The 18,917-nt window shown below is 73.5% G+C and carries 18 protein-coding genes and 1 pseudogene; 10 read left to right on the top strand and 9 right to left on the bottom strand.

All coding sequences use genetic code 11. The annotated features are described in order from the left end of the window. Positions 1 to 4: 4 nt before the first annotated feature. Positions 5 to 733: a TioE family transcriptional regulator gene (locus ACFY1T_RS33610; protein WP_390791550.1), complete on the bottom strand. Its 729-nt coding sequence runs from the start codon at positions 731 to 733 to the stop codon at positions 5 to 7. 58 nt (positions 734 to 791) lie between these two features. Here ACFY1T_RS33610 and ACFY1T_RS33605 point away from each other — a divergent pair, with 58 nt between their 5' ends. The 3 genes from ACFY1T_RS33605 (at position 792) to ACFY1T_RS33595 (ending at position 3,398) form a co-directional block, all read left to right on the top strand. Continuing rightward, a complete protein-coding gene (locus ACFY1T_RS33605) occupies positions 792 to 1,994 on the top strand; it encodes an erythromycin esterase family protein (RefSeq protein ID WP_390791549.1) in 1,203 nt (400 codons plus the stop codon). Between the two features lie 67 nt (positions 1,995 to 2,061). Next, positions 2,062 to 2,424, top strand: coding sequence for a hypothetical protein (locus ACFY1T_RS33600; protein ID WP_390791548.1), 363 nt, complete (start codon positions 2,062 to 2,064; stop codon positions 2,422 to 2,424). A gap of 272 nt (positions 2,425 to 2,696) precedes the next feature. Then, positions 2,697 to 3,398, top strand: coding sequence for a hypothetical protein (locus ACFY1T_RS33595; RefSeq protein WP_390791547.1), 702 nt, complete (start codon positions 2,697 to 2,699; stop codon positions 3,396 to 3,398). Here ACFY1T_RS33595 and ACFY1T_RS33590 read toward each other — a convergent pair. Both ACFY1T_RS33590 and ACFY1T_RS33585 read right to left on the bottom strand, forming a co-directional pair. Beyond that, entirely contained in the window at positions 3,360 to 4,109 is a 750-nt protein-coding gene (locus tag ACFY1T_RS33590) for a YqjF family protein (RefSeq protein ID WP_390791601.1), read from the bottom strand. The genes ACFY1T_RS33595 and ACFY1T_RS33590 overlap by 39 nt on opposite strands. 143 nt (positions 4,110 to 4,252) lie before the next feature. Beyond that, positions 4,253 to 5,188 carry a LysR family transcriptional regulator gene (locus tag ACFY1T_RS33585; RefSeq protein ID WP_390791546.1) on the bottom strand — a complete coding sequence of 312 codons (936 nt, stop codon included), beginning with the start codon at positions 5,186 to 5,188 and terminating at the stop codon, positions 4,253 to 4,255. A 134-nt stretch (positions 5,189 to 5,322) separates the two neighbouring features. Between ACFY1T_RS33585 and ACFY1T_RS33580 the strand changes: the two genes are divergently transcribed. Beyond that, on the top strand, positions 5,323 to 6,561 hold the full coding sequence (locus ACFY1T_RS33580; RefSeq protein WP_390791545.1) for an MFS transporter: 1,239 nt from the start codon (positions 5,323 to 5,325) through the stop codon (positions 6,559 to 6,561). 84 nt (positions 6,562 to 6,645) lie between these two features. Here the strand turns inward: ACFY1T_RS33580 and ACFY1T_RS33575 are convergent, their stop codons facing one another. Beyond that, positions 6,646 to 8,862: an MMPL family transporter gene (locus ACFY1T_RS33575; protein ID WP_390791544.1), complete on the bottom strand. Its 2,217-nt coding sequence runs from the start codon at positions 8,860 to 8,862 to the stop codon at positions 6,646 to 6,648. A 268-nt stretch (positions 8,863 to 9,130) separates the two neighbouring features. On the opposite strand from ACFY1T_RS33575, the gene ACFY1T_RS33570 reads away from it, so the two are divergent. The 3 genes from ACFY1T_RS33570 to ACFY1T_RS33560 are packed head-to-tail and all read left to right on the top strand — an operon-like array spanning position 9,131 to position 12,096. After that, on the top strand, positions 9,131 to 10,351 hold the full coding sequence (locus ACFY1T_RS33570) for a sensor histidine kinase (protein WP_390791543.1): 1,221 nt from the start codon (positions 9,131 to 9,133) through the stop codon (positions 10,349 to 10,351). Then, a complete protein-coding gene (locus tag ACFY1T_RS33565) occupies positions 10,348 to 11,016 on the top strand; it encodes a response regulator (RefSeq protein ID WP_390791542.1) in 669 nt (222 codons plus the stop codon). Before ACFY1T_RS33570 ends, ACFY1T_RS33565 begins: the two co-directional genes overlap by 4 nt. A gap of 36 nt (positions 11,017 to 11,052) precedes the next feature. Beyond that, positions 11,053 to 12,096: a S66 peptidase family protein gene (locus ACFY1T_RS33560; RefSeq protein WP_390791541.1), complete on the top strand. Its 1,044-nt coding sequence runs from the start codon at positions 11,053 to 11,055 to the stop codon at positions 12,094 to 12,096. 27 nt (positions 12,097 to 12,123) lie between these two features. Here the strand turns inward: ACFY1T_RS33560 and ACFY1T_RS33555 are convergent, their stop codons facing one another. Beyond that, a complete protein-coding gene (locus ACFY1T_RS33555) occupies positions 12,124 to 12,738 on the bottom strand; it encodes a hypothetical protein (protein WP_390791540.1) in 615 nt (204 codons plus the stop codon). A gap of 357 nt (positions 12,739 to 13,095) precedes the next feature. Between ACFY1T_RS33555 and ACFY1T_RS33550 the strand changes: the two genes are divergently transcribed. Then, on the top strand, positions 13,096 to 13,758 hold the full coding sequence (locus ACFY1T_RS33550) for a DUF998 domain-containing protein (protein ID WP_390791539.1): 663 nt from the start codon (positions 13,096 to 13,098) through the stop codon (positions 13,756 to 13,758). Here the strand turns inward: ACFY1T_RS33550 and ACFY1T_RS33545 are convergent. Continuing rightward, positions 13,694 to 15,328: an MFS transporter gene (locus tag ACFY1T_RS33545; RefSeq protein WP_390791538.1), complete on the bottom strand. Its 1,635-nt coding sequence runs from the start codon at positions 15,326 to 15,328 to the stop codon at positions 13,694 to 13,696. The genes ACFY1T_RS33550 and ACFY1T_RS33545 overlap by 65 nt on opposite strands. Positions 15,329 to 15,479: 151 nt before the next feature. On the opposite strand from ACFY1T_RS33545, the gene ACFY1T_RS33540 reads away from it, so the two are divergent. Both ACFY1T_RS33540 and ACFY1T_RS33535 read left to right on the top strand, forming a co-directional pair. Further along, positions 15,480 to 16,826, top strand: a complete 1,347-nt coding sequence (locus ACFY1T_RS33540) for an MFS transporter (protein ID WP_390791537.1) — start codon at positions 15,480 to 15,482, stop codon at positions 16,824 to 16,826. A gap of 177 nt (positions 16,827 to 17,003) precedes the next feature. Next, positions 17,004 to 17,620 (top strand): annotated as a pseudogene (locus ACFY1T_RS33535) (TOPRIM nucleotidyl transferase/hydrolase domain-containing protein). 32 nt (positions 17,621 to 17,652) lie between these two features. Here the strand turns inward: ACFY1T_RS33535 and ACFY1T_RS33530 are convergent. The 3 genes from ACFY1T_RS33530 to ACFY1T_RS33520 form a co-directional block, all read right to left on the bottom strand. Continuing rightward, entirely contained in the window at positions 17,653 to 17,925 is a 273-nt protein-coding gene (locus ACFY1T_RS33530) for a hypothetical protein (protein WP_390791536.1), read from the bottom strand. Positions 17,926 to 18,076: 151 nt separating this feature from the next. Beyond that, on the bottom strand, positions 18,077 to 18,454 hold the full coding sequence (locus ACFY1T_RS33525) for a fic family toxin-antitoxin system, toxin component (protein WP_390791535.1): 378 nt from the start codon (positions 18,452 to 18,454) through the stop codon (positions 18,077 to 18,079). Further along, positions 18,454 to 18,693, bottom strand: coding sequence for a hypothetical protein (locus ACFY1T_RS33520; RefSeq protein WP_030856914.1), 240 nt, complete (start codon positions 18,691 to 18,693; stop codon positions 18,454 to 18,456). The genes ACFY1T_RS33525 and ACFY1T_RS33520 overlap by 1 nt, the downstream gene beginning before the upstream one ends. Positions 18,694 to 18,917 lie beyond the last annotated feature (224 nt).

Here is an 18,917-nt window from a genome sequence, read left to right as displayed (position 1 = left end):
GGTCTCATCCCCGTGCGCGGAGGTACGCCTCCAGTTCGGCGGCCCCGGTCAGCATCGCCCGGCCGCGTGCGGACAGCCGGGCCCGCCAGTCGCGCAGTGCGGCCTCCAGGGGCTCCAGGCCCCCGGCCTCGCGCACCCGGGCGATCAGCGGGGCGATGCGGTCCAGCAGGTAGCCGCCCCGCCTGAGCTGGTGGGCGAGGCGGGCGTCCCGTACGTCTGCCTCGTCGTACACGCGGTACCCGGTCAGCGGGTCGCGGCGCGGGCGCACCAGGCCGGCGCGCTCCCATTTGCGCAGCGTCGCGGGCCGGATGCCGAGGGTCTGCGCCAGCACTCCGATGAACACGTCCCCGGAGCGCGCGGCGGCCGGGTCGGGCGCGGCGGCGGGGCCCAGGTCACGGAGGGCGCTCTCCACCGCCCGGAGGGTCCGCCGGTCGTCGAGGAGCTGGGCATGGCTCTCGTCGACGAGGCGCAGCGCCTCGTCGACGGCACCCTCGTTCACGGCGTGCATGATCGACGTCGCCGTCCGGTGGCCGTGGCCGGGCACCAGGGCGAGAAAGGCGCGCAGGGCTCCCTCGTGCAGCGCGGTGTAGGTGCGGTACCCGTGGGCCGTGCGGTCGGCTGCCGGGAGGATGCCGGCCTCCTCGTAGTTCCTGACCGCCTGCGTCGACAGACCGTGTCCGCGCGCCAGGTCGATCGGCCTGAGCCGTTCCCCGCTTTGAAGCTTTTCCCGCATGCGGCCCACGATATCGCGCAAAAGTTTCAACCGAAGGTTCAAAGATACCGTTGAAGGCATGGCAACTGACATCAAGGAAAGCACCCACTCGGTCGAGGCCTCCGCGGTCATGGGGCTGCTCCCGGCCCGGCCCCGGATCCTCGCCCTGGGCGAGCCCACCCACGGCGAGGACGCCCTGCTCGAGCTGCGCAACGAGCTCTTCCGCCGGCTCGTCGAGCAGGAGGGCTACCGGACCGTCGCGCTGGAGAGCGACTGCATGGCGGGCCTGCTCGTGGACGACTACGTGACGGCGGGCACGGGCACCCTCGACGAGGTCATGGAGCGCGGATTCAGCCACGGCTGGGGCGCCTCCGCGGCCAACCGCGAGCTCGTGCGCTGGATGCGCGCCCACAACGAGGGCCGGCCCGCGTCCGAGCGGGTCCGCTTCGCCGGCTTCGACGGCCCGCTGGAGATCACGGGCGCCGCCAGCCCCCGCCAGGCCCTCACCGGGCTCCACGGCTACCTCGCGTCCCGGGTCGAAGCCGGCCTGCTCCCCTGCACCGCGCAAACGCTCGACCGCCTGCTCGGCGGCGACGACAGGTGGACCGATCCCGCCGCGATGACGGACCCGGCCCGGTCCGTGGGGCAGTCGGCCGAGGCCGGCCGGCTGCGGCTCGTCGCCGACGACCTGGTGGCGCTGCTCGAGGCGCAGGCGCCGTACCTGATCACGGCGACCCCACGGGAGGAGTGGTACCGCGCGGTGCTGTACGGGCGCACCGCGACCGGCCTGCTGCGCTACCACCACTGGACGGCCGACGACTCTCCCGCCCGCATGGGCCGGCTGTGCGCGCTGCGGGATCTGATGATGGCCCACAACCTGCTCGCCGTCGCCGCCCGGGGCCCGGTGCTCGTCCACGCCCACAACTCCCATCTCCAGCGGGAGAAGAGCTCGATGCGGATGTGGCAGGGGCAGGTGGAGTGGTGGAGCGCCGGTGCGCTGGTGAGCGCCCGGCTCGGCGAGGAGTACGCCTTCGTCGCCACGGCCCTGGGCACGATCCGGCACCGGGGTGTGGACACGCCGGCGCCGGACACCCTCGAAGGGATCCTGTACGCGCTGCCGGAGGACCGCTGCGTCGTCGACGCCCCGCGGCTGGCCTCCCTCCTCGCCGACGCGCCGCCGGCGCCCCGCGTTTCCCCCTGGTTCGGCTACGCACCCTTCGACCCGGCGCACTTGGCGGGCAGCGACGGGATCGTGTTCGTCAAGGACCTCCCGCAGCGCTAGTACGACCATCGGCGGCCGGCTTCCGTGATGCGGTGTGGGCCGCTGCGTCTCGCGGCACACTGACCCCATGACGCACTCCTCTTCCCGCGCCGCCGGAGATTGCGCGCTCTCCTTGTGGTCCAGGGACTCCTTCCTGTCGATCGGCTCCGTCGGGTCCGTGCTGTCGATCGGGTCGGTGGGCAGCGCGCTGTCCATCGGCTCGATCGGCTCCGCCCTGTCCGTCGGCTCGATCGGGTCCGCGATGTCGCTGGTGTCGTACGGGTCCGTCCAGAGCATCGGAAGCGTGCTCTCCGTCCACGCGCGGTGGTCCCTGCTGACCGCCGGCCCGTACCGCGCACTCGGCTCGCGCGGCACCCGCACCGTGCTCGGCGTGAGCGGCCTCGCGGTGGTCGGCGCGGTCGCCCTGCTGAGGCGGGGCGTCAGGCGGTGACGGGCCCGGGCCGGCCGCGCAGGGGGTCCGGGTCCTGGACCGGGTCCGGGATGTCGGCCGCGGTCTGGGCCGAGCGGCAGACCGCCTCGGTCCGCGACGATCCGGCGGGCCGGCTGGCCTTGATGGAGCGCTGCTACCGCGGTCCGTTCGGCAGGGCCCCACACCATCTGCCCTTTCGCCGGGCGGCGACGTCCTTCATGCGGTGGCAGCTCCGGCGGGGTCTGCTGCGGCCCCTGTCCGGCGATCGTCCCGGCAGTCCGTGGTGGCGCGCGGTGAACGAGCGCGTCCTCCGTGACGGCTGCGAGGCGGTGGCCCTGAGCGGAGGCCTTCCCGGTCCGGCCTCCTCGCGGACGGCCGACTTCTGGACGGCCTTCGCAGGCCGTCCGACGGCGCAGGCCTGGTACCGGGCCCACAACGGGAGCGTGGTCGCCGCCTACCTCGAACACCGCGACCTGGCGGAGGCGGAGAACGAGGCCGAGCGCTTCTTCCTGAACGTCGTGCTCTGCCGGGTGCTCTACACCCACGCCCTCGTCGCGGCCCCTCGGATCTCGCTGGGGTGGCTCCGCCCGCTCGGCCCGTTCCTCGGTGACCCGAGGCTGGGCATGGTCGGCGTGTTCCTGCAGCTGTCCCGGATCCTCCCGGACGAGTACCCCCTCACGGCCGGTGTCCGGTTCTACCTCGGTGCCGAACGAGGATTCGGCCGGCTCCTGGACTACGGAATGATCGTCCCGAGGTTGCAGCAGCTCTACGCGTGGTCGGCGCACGAGCTGGAGGCGCCGGGCCTGCTGGACTGCGTCCGTGACGGGGTCCTGACGTACGCGTGGCCCTTCGAGGAGCGCGGTGTCTGGCAGCCGCCGAAATCGATTCCGGTCCGGATGGCCCGTCGGGTGGTCCCACCGGAACGACGTGGCCGAGCGCACGGGATCGGCTCGACGTCAGGCGGGGGAGCCGAAACGGACGGGGACTCCGGGTGAGAACAGAACGCTGACCGGAGGGGCGGCGGGAGCCGGCAGACCGGCCGCGGTGATCAGGTTCTCGTCGAGGTGCAGCAACTCGGCGCGGTGCAGACTCCACCGCGGGTGGGCGTTCGGGAGGTAGAGGGTCCTGCCGTGCCGGTCGCTGTGCATGCCCCACCGGGCCGTGAGGAAATCTTCGAGGCCGCTCGGCTCCGCGATCCGCGCACCGATGCGCAGACCCAGTCGGGCGTGTGCTCCGCCGCTGCCGTCCGCCCGCGGCCAGCGGCGCTTCGTGGCGTAGTCGACGCCGTCGCCCTCGCGGTGGAGCGACATCCCGGCCCACATGTACGGCAGTCGGAAGCCCAGCCGTGCGATGAGCACCGGGAGCAGCCGCGACGCCTCGAACGACCTGAAGACCACGCCGCGGCGGCCGCGTTCGTCCACCGAGTACAGGCGCACGTTCGTCTCCGGGAAGTCGCCGAAGTACGGCACACCGGGCAGTGCGAACCAGCCGACCCGGTGCATCCGCAGGGCGATCAGGCCCACGTACGTCGCGCCCTCGTAGACGTCGGGGCGGACGCCGCGGGGCAGCAGCCCGGCCACCGACTCCGGATCCACCGCCCAGTGCACGAACGCGACGTCCAGCCAGGACTGGTGGAGCAGCGTCCTGCGGAGCGGGCGCGGCGTCTCCGGTGTCACCGGCTCGGGCGTCACCGGCTCGGGTGTCACGGGCTCGACCGGCGCGGACTCGGCTCCGCCGTGCGGATCGCTCACCTGGTTCCGCTCCTTCCGGGCCCTCCGCCCACCGGCAGGTGTTCGGTGATGCGTACGAAACTCCATTCTGCGCCCGCGGGCCGTTCGCCACGTGGGGTTCAGTGCGGGATCACCCAGTCCGGCGTCCAGGTCCAGGCGGCCCCGTGGCCGGCCGCCGTGGTGGCGAGGTGGGCGCGGAGGGTCGCCAGCGCCGGGTGGGGGTTGTCGCGGTGCCACAGGAGCGAATGCGGGTAGACGGGCGTCGGGTCGGTCACCGGGATGCGCCGCAGCCCGTGGCCGGCGGGCCAGACCAGGCGGGTGTGCTCGCCCATGAAGGTGGCCAGGGCGGGTGTGTCGGCGACGGTGTCGAGGAGTGCGTCGGAGCCGAAGTTGGGGCCGGTCGCCTCGATGGTGAGTCCGAACCGGGCGACGAGGTCTTCGTAGTAGGCCGCCCACTCGGTACCGGGGACGATGCCCGGCATCCAGATCCGGTGGCCCGCGAGCCCGGCGAGGGGCACGGACCGGGCGCCCGCCAGCGCGTGGGCCGGGCCGGTGAGGAGCTGGAGCGGCTCGTCGAGGACCCGGACGGACTCGATGTCCTCGGGAAGGGGCCGGCCGGGCGCGGCGACGGCGCGGAAGGAGGCGTCGATCTCGCCGGAGCGGATGGCGGCGAGGGCCGTCTCGATGTCGAACAGCATGAGCACGTCGAGGTCGGTGTCCGGGTGCGCGCGGTGGAAGGCGCGCATCAGACCCGACGCGGCGCCGCGCGAGGCGATGATGTCGACGCGCAGCGGGCGGCGGGCGGTGCGCACGGACGCCGCCGCGCGCTCGGCCACGCGCAGCAGCTCGCGCGCGTGGGGCAGGAACGCCTGGCCGTCGATGGTGAGCTCGGCTCCGCGCGGTGTACGGGTGAACAGCCGCACGCCGAGGCTGCGCTCCAGCGCGGCGACGCGTTTGGAGACCGCCTGCTGGGTGACCGCCAGCTCGGCGGCCGCCTCCTGGAACTGGCCCGTGTCGGCGGCTGCGACGAAGGTCCGGACGGTGTCGAGGTCCATGACGGACAGCCTAGGTGTACAACCACCGGTTGTGGCCCGTGGCCCGGTGGTTGTTTGATCCCTGGTCGTGGTGCTCGCTTTGATGACTCCGCACGCGGATCGGTTGTGCGGACGAGTGGCGGAGGGCGGCGGGCGTGGGGAGCGGGCACCGGCTGGGGCGGCGGTTCGGGTGGCTCTGGGGAGCGTACGGGACCAGCGCGCTCGGCACGTGGCTCGCCTTCGGCGCGTTCCCTCTCATCGCCATCCGGGTGCTGCACGCCGGACCGGCCGAGGTCGCCGCGCTCTCCTCCGCGGGGGCCGCGGTGGGCGCGGCCGTGGCGGTGCCGCTCGGGCCGTGGGTGGAGTTCCGCCGCAAGCGGCCGGTCCTGATCGCGATGGACCTCGTACGGTGCGCGGCGCTGCTGACGGTCCCCGCGGCGTACGCGCTCGGCGTGCTCGCCTTCGCGCAGCTGCTGCTGGTCTCGGTGGTCGTCGCGGCCGCCGACATCACCTTCCGCGCCGCCTCCGGCGCGTACGTGAAGGCGCTGCTGCCGGCCGAGGACCTGCTCGTCGCCAACGCCCGGTTCGAATCCACGGCCTGGACGACCACGATCATCGGACCGCCGCTGGGCGGCGCGGCGATCGGGCTCCTCGGTCCGGTGGTGACGGTGGTGGCCGACGCGGTCAGCCACCTGCTCTCAGCCCTGGGCATCCGGGCCATGGGCGGGCACGAGCCGCCGCCGGAGCGCAGGGAGGAGGGCCGCATGCGGGCCGGTGACCTGCTCGACGGCTGGCGCTGCATCCTCGCGGACGCGGTGCTGCGTCCGCTGTTCTTCAACACGGCCCTGTTCAACGGGCTGGTGATGGCCACCCAGCCGCTGATGGCCGTCCTGATGCTCGGCCGGCTCGGGTTCGCGCCGTGGCAGTACGGCCTCGCCTTCGCCGCGCCCTCGATCGGCGGGCTGCTCGGCGCGCAGCTGGCCCGGCCGCTCGTCGCCCGGTTCGGACAGCACCGGGTCCTGGTCGCGGCGGGGGCGACGCGCGCGCTCTGGCCCGTCGGCCTGGCCTTCGTCGGGCCGGGCACCGGCGGACTGCTGCTGGTGGCGGGGGTCGAGCTCGGGCTCATCTTCTGCTGCGGGGTCTTCAATCCCGTCTACGCCACCTGCCGCCTCGAGCTCACGGCGCCCGGCCGGGTCGCCCGTACGCTGTCGGCCTGGGCGGTGACGGCCAAGGCCTCGACCGCGCTCCTGACGGCCGCCTGGGGCGTACTGGGCGCCCTGCTCGGCCCGCGTACGGCCATCGCCCTGGCCGGCGCGGTGCTGCTGGCGACCCCGCTGCTCCTCCCCCGCCGCGCGGCGGACCGTTCGGCCGACGGAGTTCTCGTCGAGGAGTGAGAGCCGGGTGTCCGTCCGCGCCGGCGCGCGGAGGGGCCCGTACGGTCCTCCGCGCGCCGGCCCGGTCGTGGGCCCGGTGCTCGATCAGCCCACCGGAACGGGGCGGTCCTTCTCGTCGGCGCGCCCGGTGTGCGCGTACTCGCCGGTCCGGTCGGCGCGCCGCGGTCGTACCGGCCACCAGATCGACCGGCCCAGCAGGGCGGCCAGCGCCGGAACCAGCACCACCGACAGGACGAACGCCGACAGCACGATCCCGAGCGCCGTCGCGAAGCCGATCTCCTGGGTTCCCGGATTCGGGTTGACGGCCAGGCTCCCGAATGACGCGGCCAGGACCAGGCCCGCCGTCGCGATGGCCGGCGCGGTGTGCCGTACGGCGCGGGCGACGGCCTCCCGGGCCGGACCGGGCTTCTCCATCTCCTCCCGTATCCGGTCGCTGATCAGGATGTTGTAGTCGGTGCCCAGTGCGACCACGAACAGGAAGAGCACGAGCGGCAGCATGAAGTTCACCCCCGGCCGGTCCAGGAGGTTCTGGGAAACCACGGCCGAGGCGCCGAGGGTCGCCGCGAAGCCCAGGCCGACGGAGACCATCAGGACCAGCGGTGCCAGCAGACTGCGCAGGAGCAGGAGCAGGATCAGCGAGATCAGCCCCGCGGCCACCGGAAAGACCAGCTTCAGGTCGCCGGAGACGGCGGACGAGATGTCGGCGAAGAGCGCGGCCGTACCGCCCACATGGACCTCCGTGCCGTCGGGCCGGTGCGCGGCCACCGCGTCCCGGAGCGGTCCGGAGACCAGGTCGCGGGCCTGCTGCCCCTGCGGATCGGCGGTCAGGAACACGTCGATCCGCGCCGCCCTCCCGTCTTGCGCGGGTACGGCCGGGGCGACCTGGCCGACGCCGTCCACCGCTGCCAGCGCCTTCGAGAGCCCGCCCAGGGCCTCGGCCCCGACCTTGCCGCCGTCGGAGGCGGTGATGAACACGGTGGTGGGGTCGGACACCCCGGCGGGCAGGGAGCGCGCGATCTCGGCCGCCGTGCGCGCCGCCGCGGTACCCGTGTCGCTTCCGCCGCCCGGCCCGTAGTCGGTGTGCATCCCGGCCAGGCCCGCCGCCAGCGCGCCGAGCAGTGCGAGCGAGGCGAGCACCATCGTCACCGGACGCGCGGCCACCCGGCGGCCCGTCCGCCCTGCCAGCCCCTCCGGGGGTTCACGGCGCAGGGCGCGCGAGGGCCAGAACATCTTCCGCCCGGTGACGGCCAGCAGCGCCGGCATCAGGGTGAGGCTGCCGAGCAGCATCACGAGTACGGACACGGCGATCGCCGGGCCGAGCACCCGGAACTGGCCGAAGGACGCGACCGCGAGGGTGGAGAACGCGGCGACGATCGTCAACGCGGCGGAGGTGACCGCCGTGCCCACCCGGCCGGCGACCTCGGCCGCCGCGGCGCGGCCGGTCTGCTCGGGCCGGCTGCGCAGCTGCTCACGGAAGCGGAACAGCAGGAAGAGGAAGTAGTCGATGCCGATCCCGATCAGCACCACGCCGATCAACTGCGGGGTCGAGGCGTCGAGTCGGATGCCGGTGAGCAGCGAGACGCCGACCACCACCCCGGCGGCCGCGCCACCGATCACGGACACCACGAGCAGCGGCAGCAGTGCCGCGAGGAGGCTGCGGAACACCAGCACGTGGAGCAGCACGATCACCACGAGCATGGCGATGCCGACGATCGTCGAACGGGTCTTCTCGGCGTCGGCGGTGTCCACGCTGTCCGCGAGCCCGGCCGTGAACCCGGTCCGCAGCCCGGCCTCGGTGAACTCGGCCCGGGCCTGGTCCCGGAAGGCCCGGTACAGGTCCTGCATCCCGGGGTCCAGGGGATTGCCGGTCAGCTCGACCGACAGCAGCCGGAAGCTCCGGTCGGGGGCCGTCATCGCCGGGCTGACCCGGGGGACCTGCGTATGGTCCTCGGCCAACGGCGGCGTGTCCTTCGTCTTCGGCATCGCCACCTCGCGCCGTGCGAGCTTCGCGGCTTCGGCGTCGATGTTCCGCTCGTCGGACTCGGTCAGCTTCGCCCCGTCCGCCCGGGCCACGAGCATGGTGAGCGGGTTGGCGTCGGGCTTGAAGCCGAAGTGCTCTTCGGCGACCTTCAGCGCGGCCGCCGAATCGTAGGTGGCGGGCAGGAACTCGCCCGCGCTGGGCTGGGTGGCGCGGAAGAGGAACGCCTGGCCGAGGACTGTCATGGCAATGCCCAGCACCGCCCACAGGGCGATGACCTTCCAGGGACTTCGGGTGGCGAAGCCGGTCAGGGCGCGGATCACAGGGTCCTCCGTAACTCGATCGACCGGGTGTTCCCGGACGTTGTCCAGCTCATCAGCGCCCGCGCCGCGAAACGTCGTGTCCCGGGAGGAACCCGCACCCGGGACCGGGGTCCGGCGCACCCCCCGGACCAGGACCCCGGTCCTGGTCCGGGCTCCCCCTGCGGGTCGGGAGCCCGCCGCACCGCCGCTGCGAGAATGGTTCCCGTACGCGAATCGCGGTGCCCCGGTACGGATCCGGCGGGCCGGTGACGGAGGGGGACCGGCGGTCATGCCGATACGCAGTGGGGGCCGGGCCGGCGACGGCGGGGAGAAGGCGCGCGGGCCGGTCTTCGACTGGACCCGCAATGACGCGCTCGTGGCCATCGGGGCGGCCGTGAACGACCTGATCGGCTATTCGCTCGGTGCCGCGGACGACGGCCGGCCCCTCACCGTGCGGGCCCTCGTCCTCGTGGTCCTCGCCGCGCCCTGCCTGCTGGCCCGCCGGGCCCGGCCGGTGACCGTGCTGTGCGCCGTCCTCGCGCTCGGCGCCGCGCTGAACCTCACCACCCCGCAGGGCCCGCACTTCTCCGCCGCCTACATGGTCGCGCTGTACACCGTGACCCGCCTGCGCAGCCCTGCGGTCACGGCGGTGGCCGCCGTCGCGACCGTACCGGTCACGGTGATCAGCGGCGGCTACGGTGACTCCTCCGTCCTGACGGGCCTGCTCGGCAACACGGTCGCGGTGGTGCTCGTCGTCGGCTGCGGAGTGCTGGTGCGGCGCTGGCAGCGCGAGGCCGAGGCCAGGCGCACCCTGCTGGCCGACCGGGCCGTGGCCGAGGAACGACGCCGGATCGCCCGCGAGTTGCACGACATCGTCGCGCACCACATCACCACCATGCAGCTGATGGCCGGCGGCGCCCGGGCCAACCTGGCGCACGACCCGGCCGTGGCCCGCGAGGCGCTGGTCACGCTGGAGGACTCCGGGCGGATGGCGCTGCGGGAGATGCGCCAGCTCCTCGACGTCCTGCGGGCGGGGGAGGAACCGGAGCGGGTCCCGCCGGCGCCGCAGCCCGGGACCGGGGACCTCGGCCGCATCATCACCGAGTCCCGGCTGGCCGGTACCCCCACCGAGTTCACCGTGCGCGGGACGGCCCGCCCGCTGCCGCCGACCGTCGGCCTGACGGTGTTCCGGATCGTCCAGGAGGCGCTGACCAATGCCCGTAAGCACGCGGTGGGCGCGCGGGCGCACGTACGGCTGACGTACGGTCCGGACGGCGTCGAGGTGGAGGTGCGGGACGACGGCGCGGGAGGCGCCCGCCCGGGTGCCTCGCGGCAGGCGGCTTCGCGGCACGGCACCGGCAGCGGGTACGGTCTGATCGGAATGCGGGAACGCGTCGCGCTGCAGGGCGGCACTCTGGAGACCGGCTCGTGCGACGGCGGCGGATTCAGGGTGGCGGCCACGCTCCCGGCGGGCGACCCGGGGGGACACCGAGAGGACCTGCGCGGATGATCCGTGTGCTCATAGCCGACGACCAGCCGCTGGTACGGCGGGGCCTGGCCCTGATCCTGGCGCCCGACCCGGCGTTCGAGGTGGTGGGCGAGGCCGAGGACGGTGCGCGGGCCGTCGCCCTGGCGCACGAGCTGCGGCCCGACGTGGTCGTCATGGACATCCGTATGCCGGTCCTCGACGGGGTCCGGGCCACCGAGGAGCTGGCGCGGACGCTGCCGGAATCCCGCGTCCTGGCCCTCAGCACCTTCGACATGGACGAGTACGTGGTCGCCGCGCTGCGCGCCGGCGCGTACGGCTTCCTCCCCAAGGACGTCTCGCCGGAGGAGCTCATCGCCGCGGTCCGCACCGTCCACACCGGCGAGGCCGCCGTCGCGCCCCGCCTGCTCACCCGGCTGATCTCCACGTACGTACGTGCCGCCCCCGCCCGCCCGCGCCCGGCGGCGACGGCCCCGGCCGGCCTCACGCCGCGCGAGCTGGAGATCTGGCAGCTGCTGGCGACGGGGTTCGACAACGCGGAGATCGCCGGGAGCCTGGAGATCAGCGTCTCCACGGTCAAGAACCACATCACCGGCGTCTTCACCAAGCTGGGCGTCCGCGACCGCGCGCAGGCGGTCATCGCGGCGTACGAATCGGGCCTGGTGGCGGCGGGGCACGGCGGAAACTGATCGCGGGCAGGGGCGGCCCGCTCATATGATCACCGGATGACGGATCCTCTCCACCCCGGGAAGCCGCGTCCCGGCGACAGGGTCGCGGTCCTGTCCCCGTCGTCGGGCCTGCCCGGTCTCCTCCCCCTGCCGTACGAGTTGGGCCTGCGCAGGCTCCGGGACGACTTCGGGCTGGAGCCGGTGGAGTACCCGACGACCCGCACGATGGGCTCGAGCCCCCGGGCGCGGGCCGCGGACATCCACGCGGCCTTCGCGGACCCCGACGTCAAGGCGGTGTTCGCCACCATCGGCGGCGACGACCAGATCACCGTCCTCCCCCATCTCGACGGTGACCTTCTGCGCGCGAACCCCAAGCCGTTCTTCGGCTACAGCGACAACACCAACCTGCTGCTCTTCCTGCGGAACGCGGGCATCGTCGGGTACCACGGCGGATCGGTGATGGTCGAGCTCGGACGCCCCGGTGCGCTGCACCCGCTGACCGCAGGTTCCCTCAGGGCGGCGCTGTTCACCTCCGGGGAGTACGAACTCACCGCCGCCGGCGCCTTCGGGGACGTCAACCGCCCCTGGGAGGACCCCCGTACGTTCGAGTCGGAACCCGAGCTGGAGCCCGGCGGCGGCTGGATCTGGCACAACGGCGGCCGCGTGGTCGAGGGGATCGGCTGGGGCGGCAATCTGGAGATCATCTCCTGGCTGCTGATGGCCGGCCGGGCCGTGCTTCCGGTCGACGCGTACGCCGGGAACGTGCTCTTCCTCGAGACGTCGGAGGAGATGCCGCACGCCGAAGAGGTCTACCGGATCCTGCGGAACATGGGCGAACGCGGGCTGCTCCGGCAGTTCCCCGCGCTCCTGATGGGCAGGGCCAAGGCGTGGTCGTTCGAGAACCCGCTCGGCGGCCCGGAGAGGGACGGCTACCGCCTCCGACAGCGCGAGGCCGTGCTGCGGGCCCTGCGCCAGTACGCCCCCGACACCATGGCGGTCTTCGACGTCGACCTGGGCCACACCGACCCCCAGCTCGTGATGCCCGTCGGAGGGCGCATCCGGGTGGACGGGCCGGAGCGCCGGATCACCGTCACCTACTGAGCCGGATCCCGGACCGGGCGCCGGTGGCTACTTGTTGAGGCAGTTCTGGCGGAACGCCTCGTCGTACGCGGTGTCGTAGCCGACCGCGTAGCCGTTCTGGTAGGCGAGGATCAGCGCGTCGGGCTGCTTCGGCGGGATCAGGCGGGCGTGCGTGCGCGCCGTGACGCACGCCTTGCCCTCGTCGCGCCCCCAGGTCTCGCCCGCGGCCTGACCCGCGGCCGCCATGCTCTGCTGCGTCTGCGCGGGCGGTTTGGGTGCCTGCGGCGTGTTCATGGCGGCGCAGGCGGCCTTGTTGGCGGCTGCGGACTTCGCGTACGACTGGTTGTAGCCGTAGGTGTAGCCCTCGGCCTTGCCCTGGACGAAGGGGCTGGGGTTGGGCGGGACCAGCGGCGGGAGGGTCTTGCGGCAGATGGGCGGCTTGCCGTCGCGGTTGCCGACGCTCGAACCCTGGAGGTAGCCCTCCCGGCACCCGCGGTGGTAGGGGTCGTTGCCCTGCGTCAGACCGTGGCAGATCGACGGAACGGCCGCGGGAGCCGGCGCCGTCTGACGGGCGGCGGCGGGGACGACCGCCAGCAACACGAGCGCGGGTGCGGACAGCAGGGCGAGCGGCGTGAGCGCCCGGCGTCGGAGGTGGCGGGTCATGGGTCATCCTCCCGGACGAGTGGGTCCGGCCCCGGGCGGTCTGCCGGGCGCACGGCCCACGGGCGGAGTACCTGGGCCCGCCCTCAAGCCTCCGGCGGCCCGTCGGGGCCCTTCCGGGCCGGTCCCTTGCCGGGCCCGTACGCGGGCGGCCGACGCGGCCTGGGGTGAGCGCAGGACGTACACCCCCACTGTATTCCCGGCCACCGCGACGCGCCTGTCCGGTGGGACCGCGGCGGCCGAACGCGACCGAATCCGGCGACACGGCACGGGACTCGCCGCGTTGGGACCGGCGCGCGGCGGCGCGGGCGGGACATACTGGACCGGCTTTCAACGACTCGCCCGACAGCAAGTGGCGGCATGCGCGAACTCACCTTCACGGCTTCGAGGAGTCTCACGGCCGGGGGCCTCCTCTGGGCTTCGCTGGCCCAGGTCTTCGTGGTGAACAACGCCATCGTCCTGCCCCGCGCTTCGAGCCGGAACCTGACGGAACACATCATCTCGGCGCTCGGCGTCACCCATTGCGGCCGGATCGGGGGGTTCCGCTTCTGCTCGCCCTGGCACGAGGCCGCCGACATCGCCTGGATCGTCGCAGGGGTATGCCTCGTGGTGGGCTCGGGACTCAATGCCGCGGTCTTTCCGCCGGACCGCCTCAGGAACCTGGCGTTCGGCATCCTGGCCGTCAGCGGACTGGGACTCGTGTCGACCGGCTTCAACCCCTACAACCTCCGTCCGTCCGTGCACCTGCTGTCCGCCGGAACCTGCTTCTTCTGCGGGGCCGTGGGCGTCCTGCTGCTGGGCTGCATGCTGCGACAGGCGCAACGGCCGTTCTGGGGCACGATGGGCATCCTGTGCGGGGTCGTCTCGATCATCTCGGCCACGCTCACGGCGCTCAGGCCGGACCCCTACGTCCAGGGCCTGTTCGAGCGGATCGCCGCCTGGCCCAGCGTCGTCTGGATCATCTGCGCGGGGGCGTACATCGCGCGCTCCGCGCGGCGGGCGTCGCGCGGCCGCCGTCCGTGACCCGCGTCCCCGGGTGCAGCAGCGTGCACAGGAATGCCAGGCCCAGCGCGACGGCCATCCCGTAGAACACCCACTGGTTGGCCTCGGCGAAGTCCATGTGGACGGCCTGGAGGGAGTTGCGCATCAGCGTGGCGGTCGGCCCGGCGCCGGTGGGCACGCGGTCGTCCGGATGGCCGATGACCGCCTCCGCGATGCCGTGGGCGGCATCGCGGACTTGCGCCTCCGGCAGGCCCTTCGCCGTGAGCGTCTGCGCGACCCGGCCGGTGGTGACATGGGTGAGGAGCGTGCCGAACACCGCCATGCCCAGGGCCCCCGCGTAGTTGCGTACGGTCTGGGTGATGCCGGTGACCTCTCCGTACGAGGCGTCGATCGCGCGGTTCACGGCGTCGGTGGAGGCCGGGGAGAGCACGAGGCCCATGCCGGCGCCGGCGAGGCAGGCGTAGGGCCACTGGTCGTGGGCCGACAGGTCCGTCAGTTTCCACGCCCACAGGGCGAATCCCGCGCAGGCGAGCGCCGTGCCCAGCTTCATCGTGGGCCGGGCGCCGTGCTTGTCGAGGATCCGGCCGCCCCACTGGGCCGAGAGGCCGAATCCGGCGAAGAAGTACAGCACGTAGAGCGCGGCCTGGTGCGGCGAGGAGCTGAGCGAGATCTGCGCGTAGACGGACGCGAAGAACAGCACGGGGATGAACGCCAGCATCGAGAAGAAGAGCACCAGCGTGTCGGCCGTGAACGCCCGGTCGCGGAAGACGCGCAGCTTGACGAGCGGTTCGTCGGTGCGCAGTTCGTACCGGCAGAAGAGGGCGAGGACGAGGAGTCCGCCGATGACGCACGCCCAGGTGGCGGGGCTGGTCCAGCCCCAGGTGGACGACTGCTGGATCCCGAAGACGCTCAGTGCCATGCCGGTGGCGACGAGTACGGCGCCGGGCACGTCGAGGCGTTCGGGCCGCCGCGCGTCGGGGATGCGGGCGAGGGCGATCAGGACGAGCGCGACGACGGCCACGGGGACGTTGATCCAGAAGACGGCCCGCCAGGTCCAGGAGGTCAGCCAGCCGCCGACCAGCGGTCCGAGGGCGGTGAGCGCGCCTGCGAGGACGAAGAACAGGGCCAGCGCCCGGCCCCTCTTGCCGACGGGGACGACGCCGACGACCACGGCGAGGGCGGCGGGGAACACCAGCGCCGCGCCCACGCCCTGGGTGGCGCGGAAGACGACGAGCCAGCTCTGGGCGAAGTCCCCGGACGGCACCGAGCCGCACAGCACGGAGGAGACGACGAAGACGAGCGTGCCCGCGACCACCATCCGGCGGTGCCCGAGGACGTCCGCGAGGCGCCCGCCGAGTGCGAAGCACGCGGCGAGCGCGAGGAGGTACGCGTTGACGACGCGCTGCATTCCGGAGGCCGAGAGGCCGAGTTCCGCGACGATGCTGGGGGCGGCGATGCTGACGATCGTCTGGTCCACGAAGACCATTCCCACCGCGAAGACCATGGCCGCGAGGGCGAGGGCCTGCCGGTGCGCCCCGCCTTGGCGGCCGGACTCCCCCGCGGCGCTCCCTCTGTCCTGCACAATCCTCATCCTCCCCGCCGGTGATCCGTCGCGCACGCCGGTACGGTCGGGGCCCCCGTTCGTTGGGAATCAGGTGCCGCCTCCGTATCGCCCTTCGCCCGAAGTACCTCCTGCGCCCCGCAAGCACTTCGTCCTCGTGGCGATGGGGTGCGCCGGGGGGATGGTCCTGCTGGACCAGACCGTCGTCGCGGTCGCACTCGACCCGATGGCGCGGAGCCTGGGCCTGACCACGTTCGCGATGCACGGCGTGGTGCTCGTCTACGTGCTGTCGCTGGCCGCGTTCGCGCCGGTCGGGGCCATGGCGGCCCGCAGGTTCGGCATCCTGCGCGTCTTCCGGTTCGGGACCGCGCTCTTCGTGATCTCCTCCGCGGTCTGCGCACTGACGCCGTCCGGTGGCGCCGCCGAACCCTTCCTGCTCACGGTGCGGGCCGTTCAGGGTGCGGGGGCCGCGCTGATGATCCCCGTGGCCACCACGGTGATCACCGACGTGTACGGGGAGCGGGAGCGCGGCAGGGCGCTGGCGGTGTACGCGGGGCTGGCTCAGGTGTTCTTCGTCCTCGGCCCCGTCGTGGGGGCGCTCCTCACCCAGATCCTCGGGTGGCGCTCGGTCTTCCTCGTCAACGTGCCCGTCGGCGTGGCGATCCTGTGGGTGATCGCCCGGGCACGGCTGCGCCGGGAGGCGGAGGGCGGCGCGCTCATCGCGCTGCAGCCCCTCGTCGTGGTCTTCGCCCTGGTCGTGCTCGTCTTCGGGCTCTACCAGTGCGGTGTCTGGGGCTTCACCGACCTCAGGACGCTCGCCGCCATCGTGTCGGGCGCCCTGGCACTGGTCCTGGCGGTGCGGCTCGTCCTGCGCTCCCGCCGGCCGCTCGTCGATCTGCGGCTGCTGGGGATCCGCCCGTACGCGGTCGCGGTGGCGCTCACGTTCATGGTGCAGGCTCCGCAGCTGATCGTGGTGGTGCACGGCACGCTGTTCCTGCGGCAGGCGATGCACCTGTCGCTGCCGGCCACGGGGCTCTCCCTGCTCCCCCTGGTCACGGCCCTGGCGGCGGGCACGTTGTCGTCCGGGTACCTGTTGGAGCGCTCCGGGTCCGTCCGGGTGCCCGTCCTGCTCGGGCTGGCGGCCGCCACGCTCGGCACGGCGGCCTGGACCGCCGCCCTGCCCTCCCACGAGTACCTCCGGCAGGTCCCGGGGATGGTCTTGGCGGGAATCGGGATGGGCATCCCGATCCCCGCGCTCAGCGCCGAGCTCATGCGCGCGGTTCCGCTCGCCAAGAGAGCCGACGCGTCCGTTCTCCGGCAGACGCTGCGACAGTTGGGCGGGGCGGTCGGGCTGGCGGCGGCCGGGGCCGTCGTACTGGCCGCCAATGACGACGCGGCCGACGCGGCGGGCACCGTCACCGCCGCGGCCGCCCCCGCGGGGTTCGTCGTCGCGACCATCGCCCTGGCCGGCGCGCTGGTCCTCGCCGCCGTGATGCTGCCGCGCGGAGCGGGTGGGGACGGAGGGTAGGCACGAACGGTACGCCGGCCGTCGTACCGGCCCCGTCGGCCGTCCGCCGAAGACCGCGACTTTGCCCTGCCCCGGCCGGCGGGGGCGCAGGCGCGCGCCGCGTCCCAGGAGGGGCGGCCCCGTGACCGGGAGCGAAATTCCGAGCCGTGCCGGGCGGCGGACGTGCAGACTCCCTCCATGGAGGACATGTGGGCGTTTCGGGACGCGGTCGGACGCTGGGCGGCCGGCGGGCCCGGCGGACCGGCGGGCGAACTGGCGGTACGACTTGGTTTGCGGACGGCGGTGTTGCTGGAGGGCCTGAGTGACCTGGCGGCCGTCGAGGCGCTCGCGGCGCGGCGCGGCCGGGACCTCGCCGCCGAGGGGGTGTGCGTCGTGTCCATGGGCGGCGCGATGAACGTCGGCCGCTACGCCGGCCTTCTCGGGCCCCCGGGCTCGGCCTGCACCTGACCGGAGTGTGCGACGAGCGGGAACGGTTCTTCTACGAAAGGGGCTTGAAGCGGGCCGGGGCGCACGGTTCGGGGTTCTTCGTGTGTGCGGCGGATCTGGAGGACGAGCTCATCCGCGCGCTCGGCACGGCGACGGTCGAGGAGATCATCCGGGTCGAGGGCGACCTGCGCGCCTGGCAGACCTTCCTGCGGCAGCCCGCCCAGGACGGCCGGCCCCGGCAGCAGCAGTTGCGGCGCTTCCTCGGCACGAAGAAGGGCCGCAAGATCCGCTACGGCGGCCTCCTGGTGGAGGCCCTCGCCCCCGGCCGGGTCCCGGCCCCGCTCGAGGACCTGCTCACGAGCCTGTGAGCCCCAACCGGCCGGGGCGGGTCTTCACGGGCCTATTGCGGCGCTGTTCGGCAGGCGGTTGCCGCGGTCGTGTTGGTCACGCCGCTTGCCGTCAGGCCCGTCACGCACTGGGCCTGGTCCCCGGTCAGTCCGACGTAGCAGGCCATGCGTACGGAGTCCGGGGCCTCCCCGCCGTGGAGCTCCTGCTCGACCTGGTTGATGCAGGACGAGAGGTCCGCGTGGGCGGCCGGGGCCGTGAGGGCCGCGCCCCCCAGTGCGAGGGCCAGGCCGGCGAGGACGCTTGCGATACGAGTGGACGCGCGCATGGGAGGCACCTGCTCTCCGGGTCTTGCGTTCCGGTCCCCCCATCGACGCTAGAACAGCGCCCCGCAACCCGCACCCGCTGGGGCCTCGGCCCGGGGCCGTCCCGGCAGGCCCGGCCCGAGGCCGTACCGCGCCGGACGGCAGCGGCGGCGATCAGGTGGCGGTGGGCCAGCTCCGCAGCAGTGCGGAGATCCTCCCGGCGGAGCAGGCGGGGCTCAGGAGGAGGTCCCTGAGGGCGACGGCATCGTCCCGGGTGGGCTTGACCCGGATCCCGGCGGCTTCGAGGTACATGACGCCGGTGGCCGCCGCGACGGCCAGGTTGGAGCGCTCGAGCCAGCGGCAGCGGGCGAGGGTGTGGACGAGGGCCGCCGCTTTGGCGTACGGACCGTCGTACAGCGGCTGCTCGAACAGCTCGGCCCGGTGGCGGGCGACCGCCGCGACGGGCACGCCGTAGTCGTCCGGGGCCGGGTCCCCGACCCCGGCCGCTTCGGCGACCTGCAGGATCCAGGCGACGTCGATGTGCAGTTCCATCAGGCGGCACGCGCCCCCGGCGAAGACCGCTCGGCGTCCTCGGCCTCGTCGAAGACGTCCTGGTGCTCGGCGAGGAAGCGGGCGGCGGCGTCCACCGCCCGGGCCCGCAGCCCGCTGGCGTCGTCCTGCACGAGGCGTGCGAGGTAGTCACCGATGCTCAGGCCCAGGTCGGCGGCGCGCTTCTTCGCCAGTTCCGCGATGTCCGCGTCGACGCGGGCACCCAGCTGTGTTTTCGCCATGCGCCGATGGTAACAGTTGTTACCATCGGCGGCGAGCGATGTGGAACCCAGGGGGCACTGGGGGGTGTCGTGTCGATCAGGCCGGATCGGCAAGACACCCCCTAGGGGGTGTCCGCAAAGTAGCGCCGTCCGCCCGAAGGGCGGTCCCGCGGCGTCCGGTGCGTGCTCTCGGCGTGCCGGGCGGAAGCCCTCGTACTGGACGTACTCGGGATTTCGCCCGGTGC

The sequence above is a fragment of the Streptomyces sp. NPDC001194 genome (genome assembly GCF_042896985.1).
In the GTDB taxonomy this organism is placed as follows: domain Bacteria; phylum Actinomycetota; class Actinomycetes; order Streptomycetales; family Streptomycetaceae; genus Streptomyces.
This window is presented reverse-complemented; position numbering and strand designations above follow the sequence as displayed.

Coding starts and splice junctions, on each gene's coding strand:
- ACFY1T_RS33560 (WP_390791541.1), top strand. CDS start 11,053: ATGACGGATCCTCTCCACCCCGGGAAGCCGCGTCCCGGCGACAGGGTC.
- ACFY1T_RS33605 (WP_390791549.1), top strand. CDS start 792: ATGGCAACTGACATCAAGGAAAGCACCCACTCGGTCGAGGCCTCCGCG.
- ACFY1T_RS33600 (WP_390791548.1), top strand. CDS start 2,062: ATGACGCACTCCTCTTCCCGCGCCGCCGGAGATTGCGCGCTCTCCTTG.
- ACFY1T_RS33555 (WP_390791540.1), bottom strand. CDS start 12,738: ATGACCCGCCACCTCCGACGCCGGGCGCTCACGCCGCTCGCCCTGCTG.
- ACFY1T_RS33525 (WP_390791535.1), bottom strand. CDS start 18,454: ATGGAACTGCACATCGACGTCGCCTGGATCCTGCAGGTCGCCGAAGCG.
- ACFY1T_RS33520 (WP_030856914.1), bottom strand. CDS start 18,693: ATGGCGAAAACACAGCTGGGTGCCCGCGTCGACGCGGACATCGCGGAA.
- ACFY1T_RS33585 (WP_390791546.1), bottom strand. CDS start 5,188: ATGGACCTCGACACCGTCCGGACCTTCGTCGCAGCCGCCGACACGGGC.
- ACFY1T_RS33545 (WP_390791538.1), bottom strand. CDS start 15,328: ATGAGGATTGTGCAGGACAGAGGGAGCGCCGCGGGGGAGTCCGGCCGC.
- ACFY1T_RS33570 (WP_390791543.1), top strand. CDS start 9,131: ATGCCGATACGCAGTGGGGGCCGGGCCGGCGACGGCGGGGAGAAGGCG.
- ACFY1T_RS33610 (WP_390791550.1), bottom strand. CDS start 733: ATGCGGGAAAAGCTTCAAAGCGGGGAACGGCTCAGGCCGATCGACCTG.
- ACFY1T_RS33565 (WP_390791542.1), top strand. CDS start 10,348: ATGATCCGTGTGCTCATAGCCGACGACCAGCCGCTGGTACGGCGGGGC.
- ACFY1T_RS33540 (WP_390791537.1), top strand. CDS start 15,480: ATGGTCCTGCTGGACCAGACCGTCGTCGCGGTCGCACTCGACCCGATG.
- ACFY1T_RS33530 (WP_390791536.1), bottom strand. CDS start 17,925: ATGCGCGCGTCCACTCGTATCGCAAGCGTCCTCGCCGGCCTGGCCCTC.
- ACFY1T_RS33550 (WP_390791539.1), top strand. CDS start 13,096: ATGCGCGAACTCACCTTCACGGCTTCGAGGAGTCTCACGGCCGGGGGC.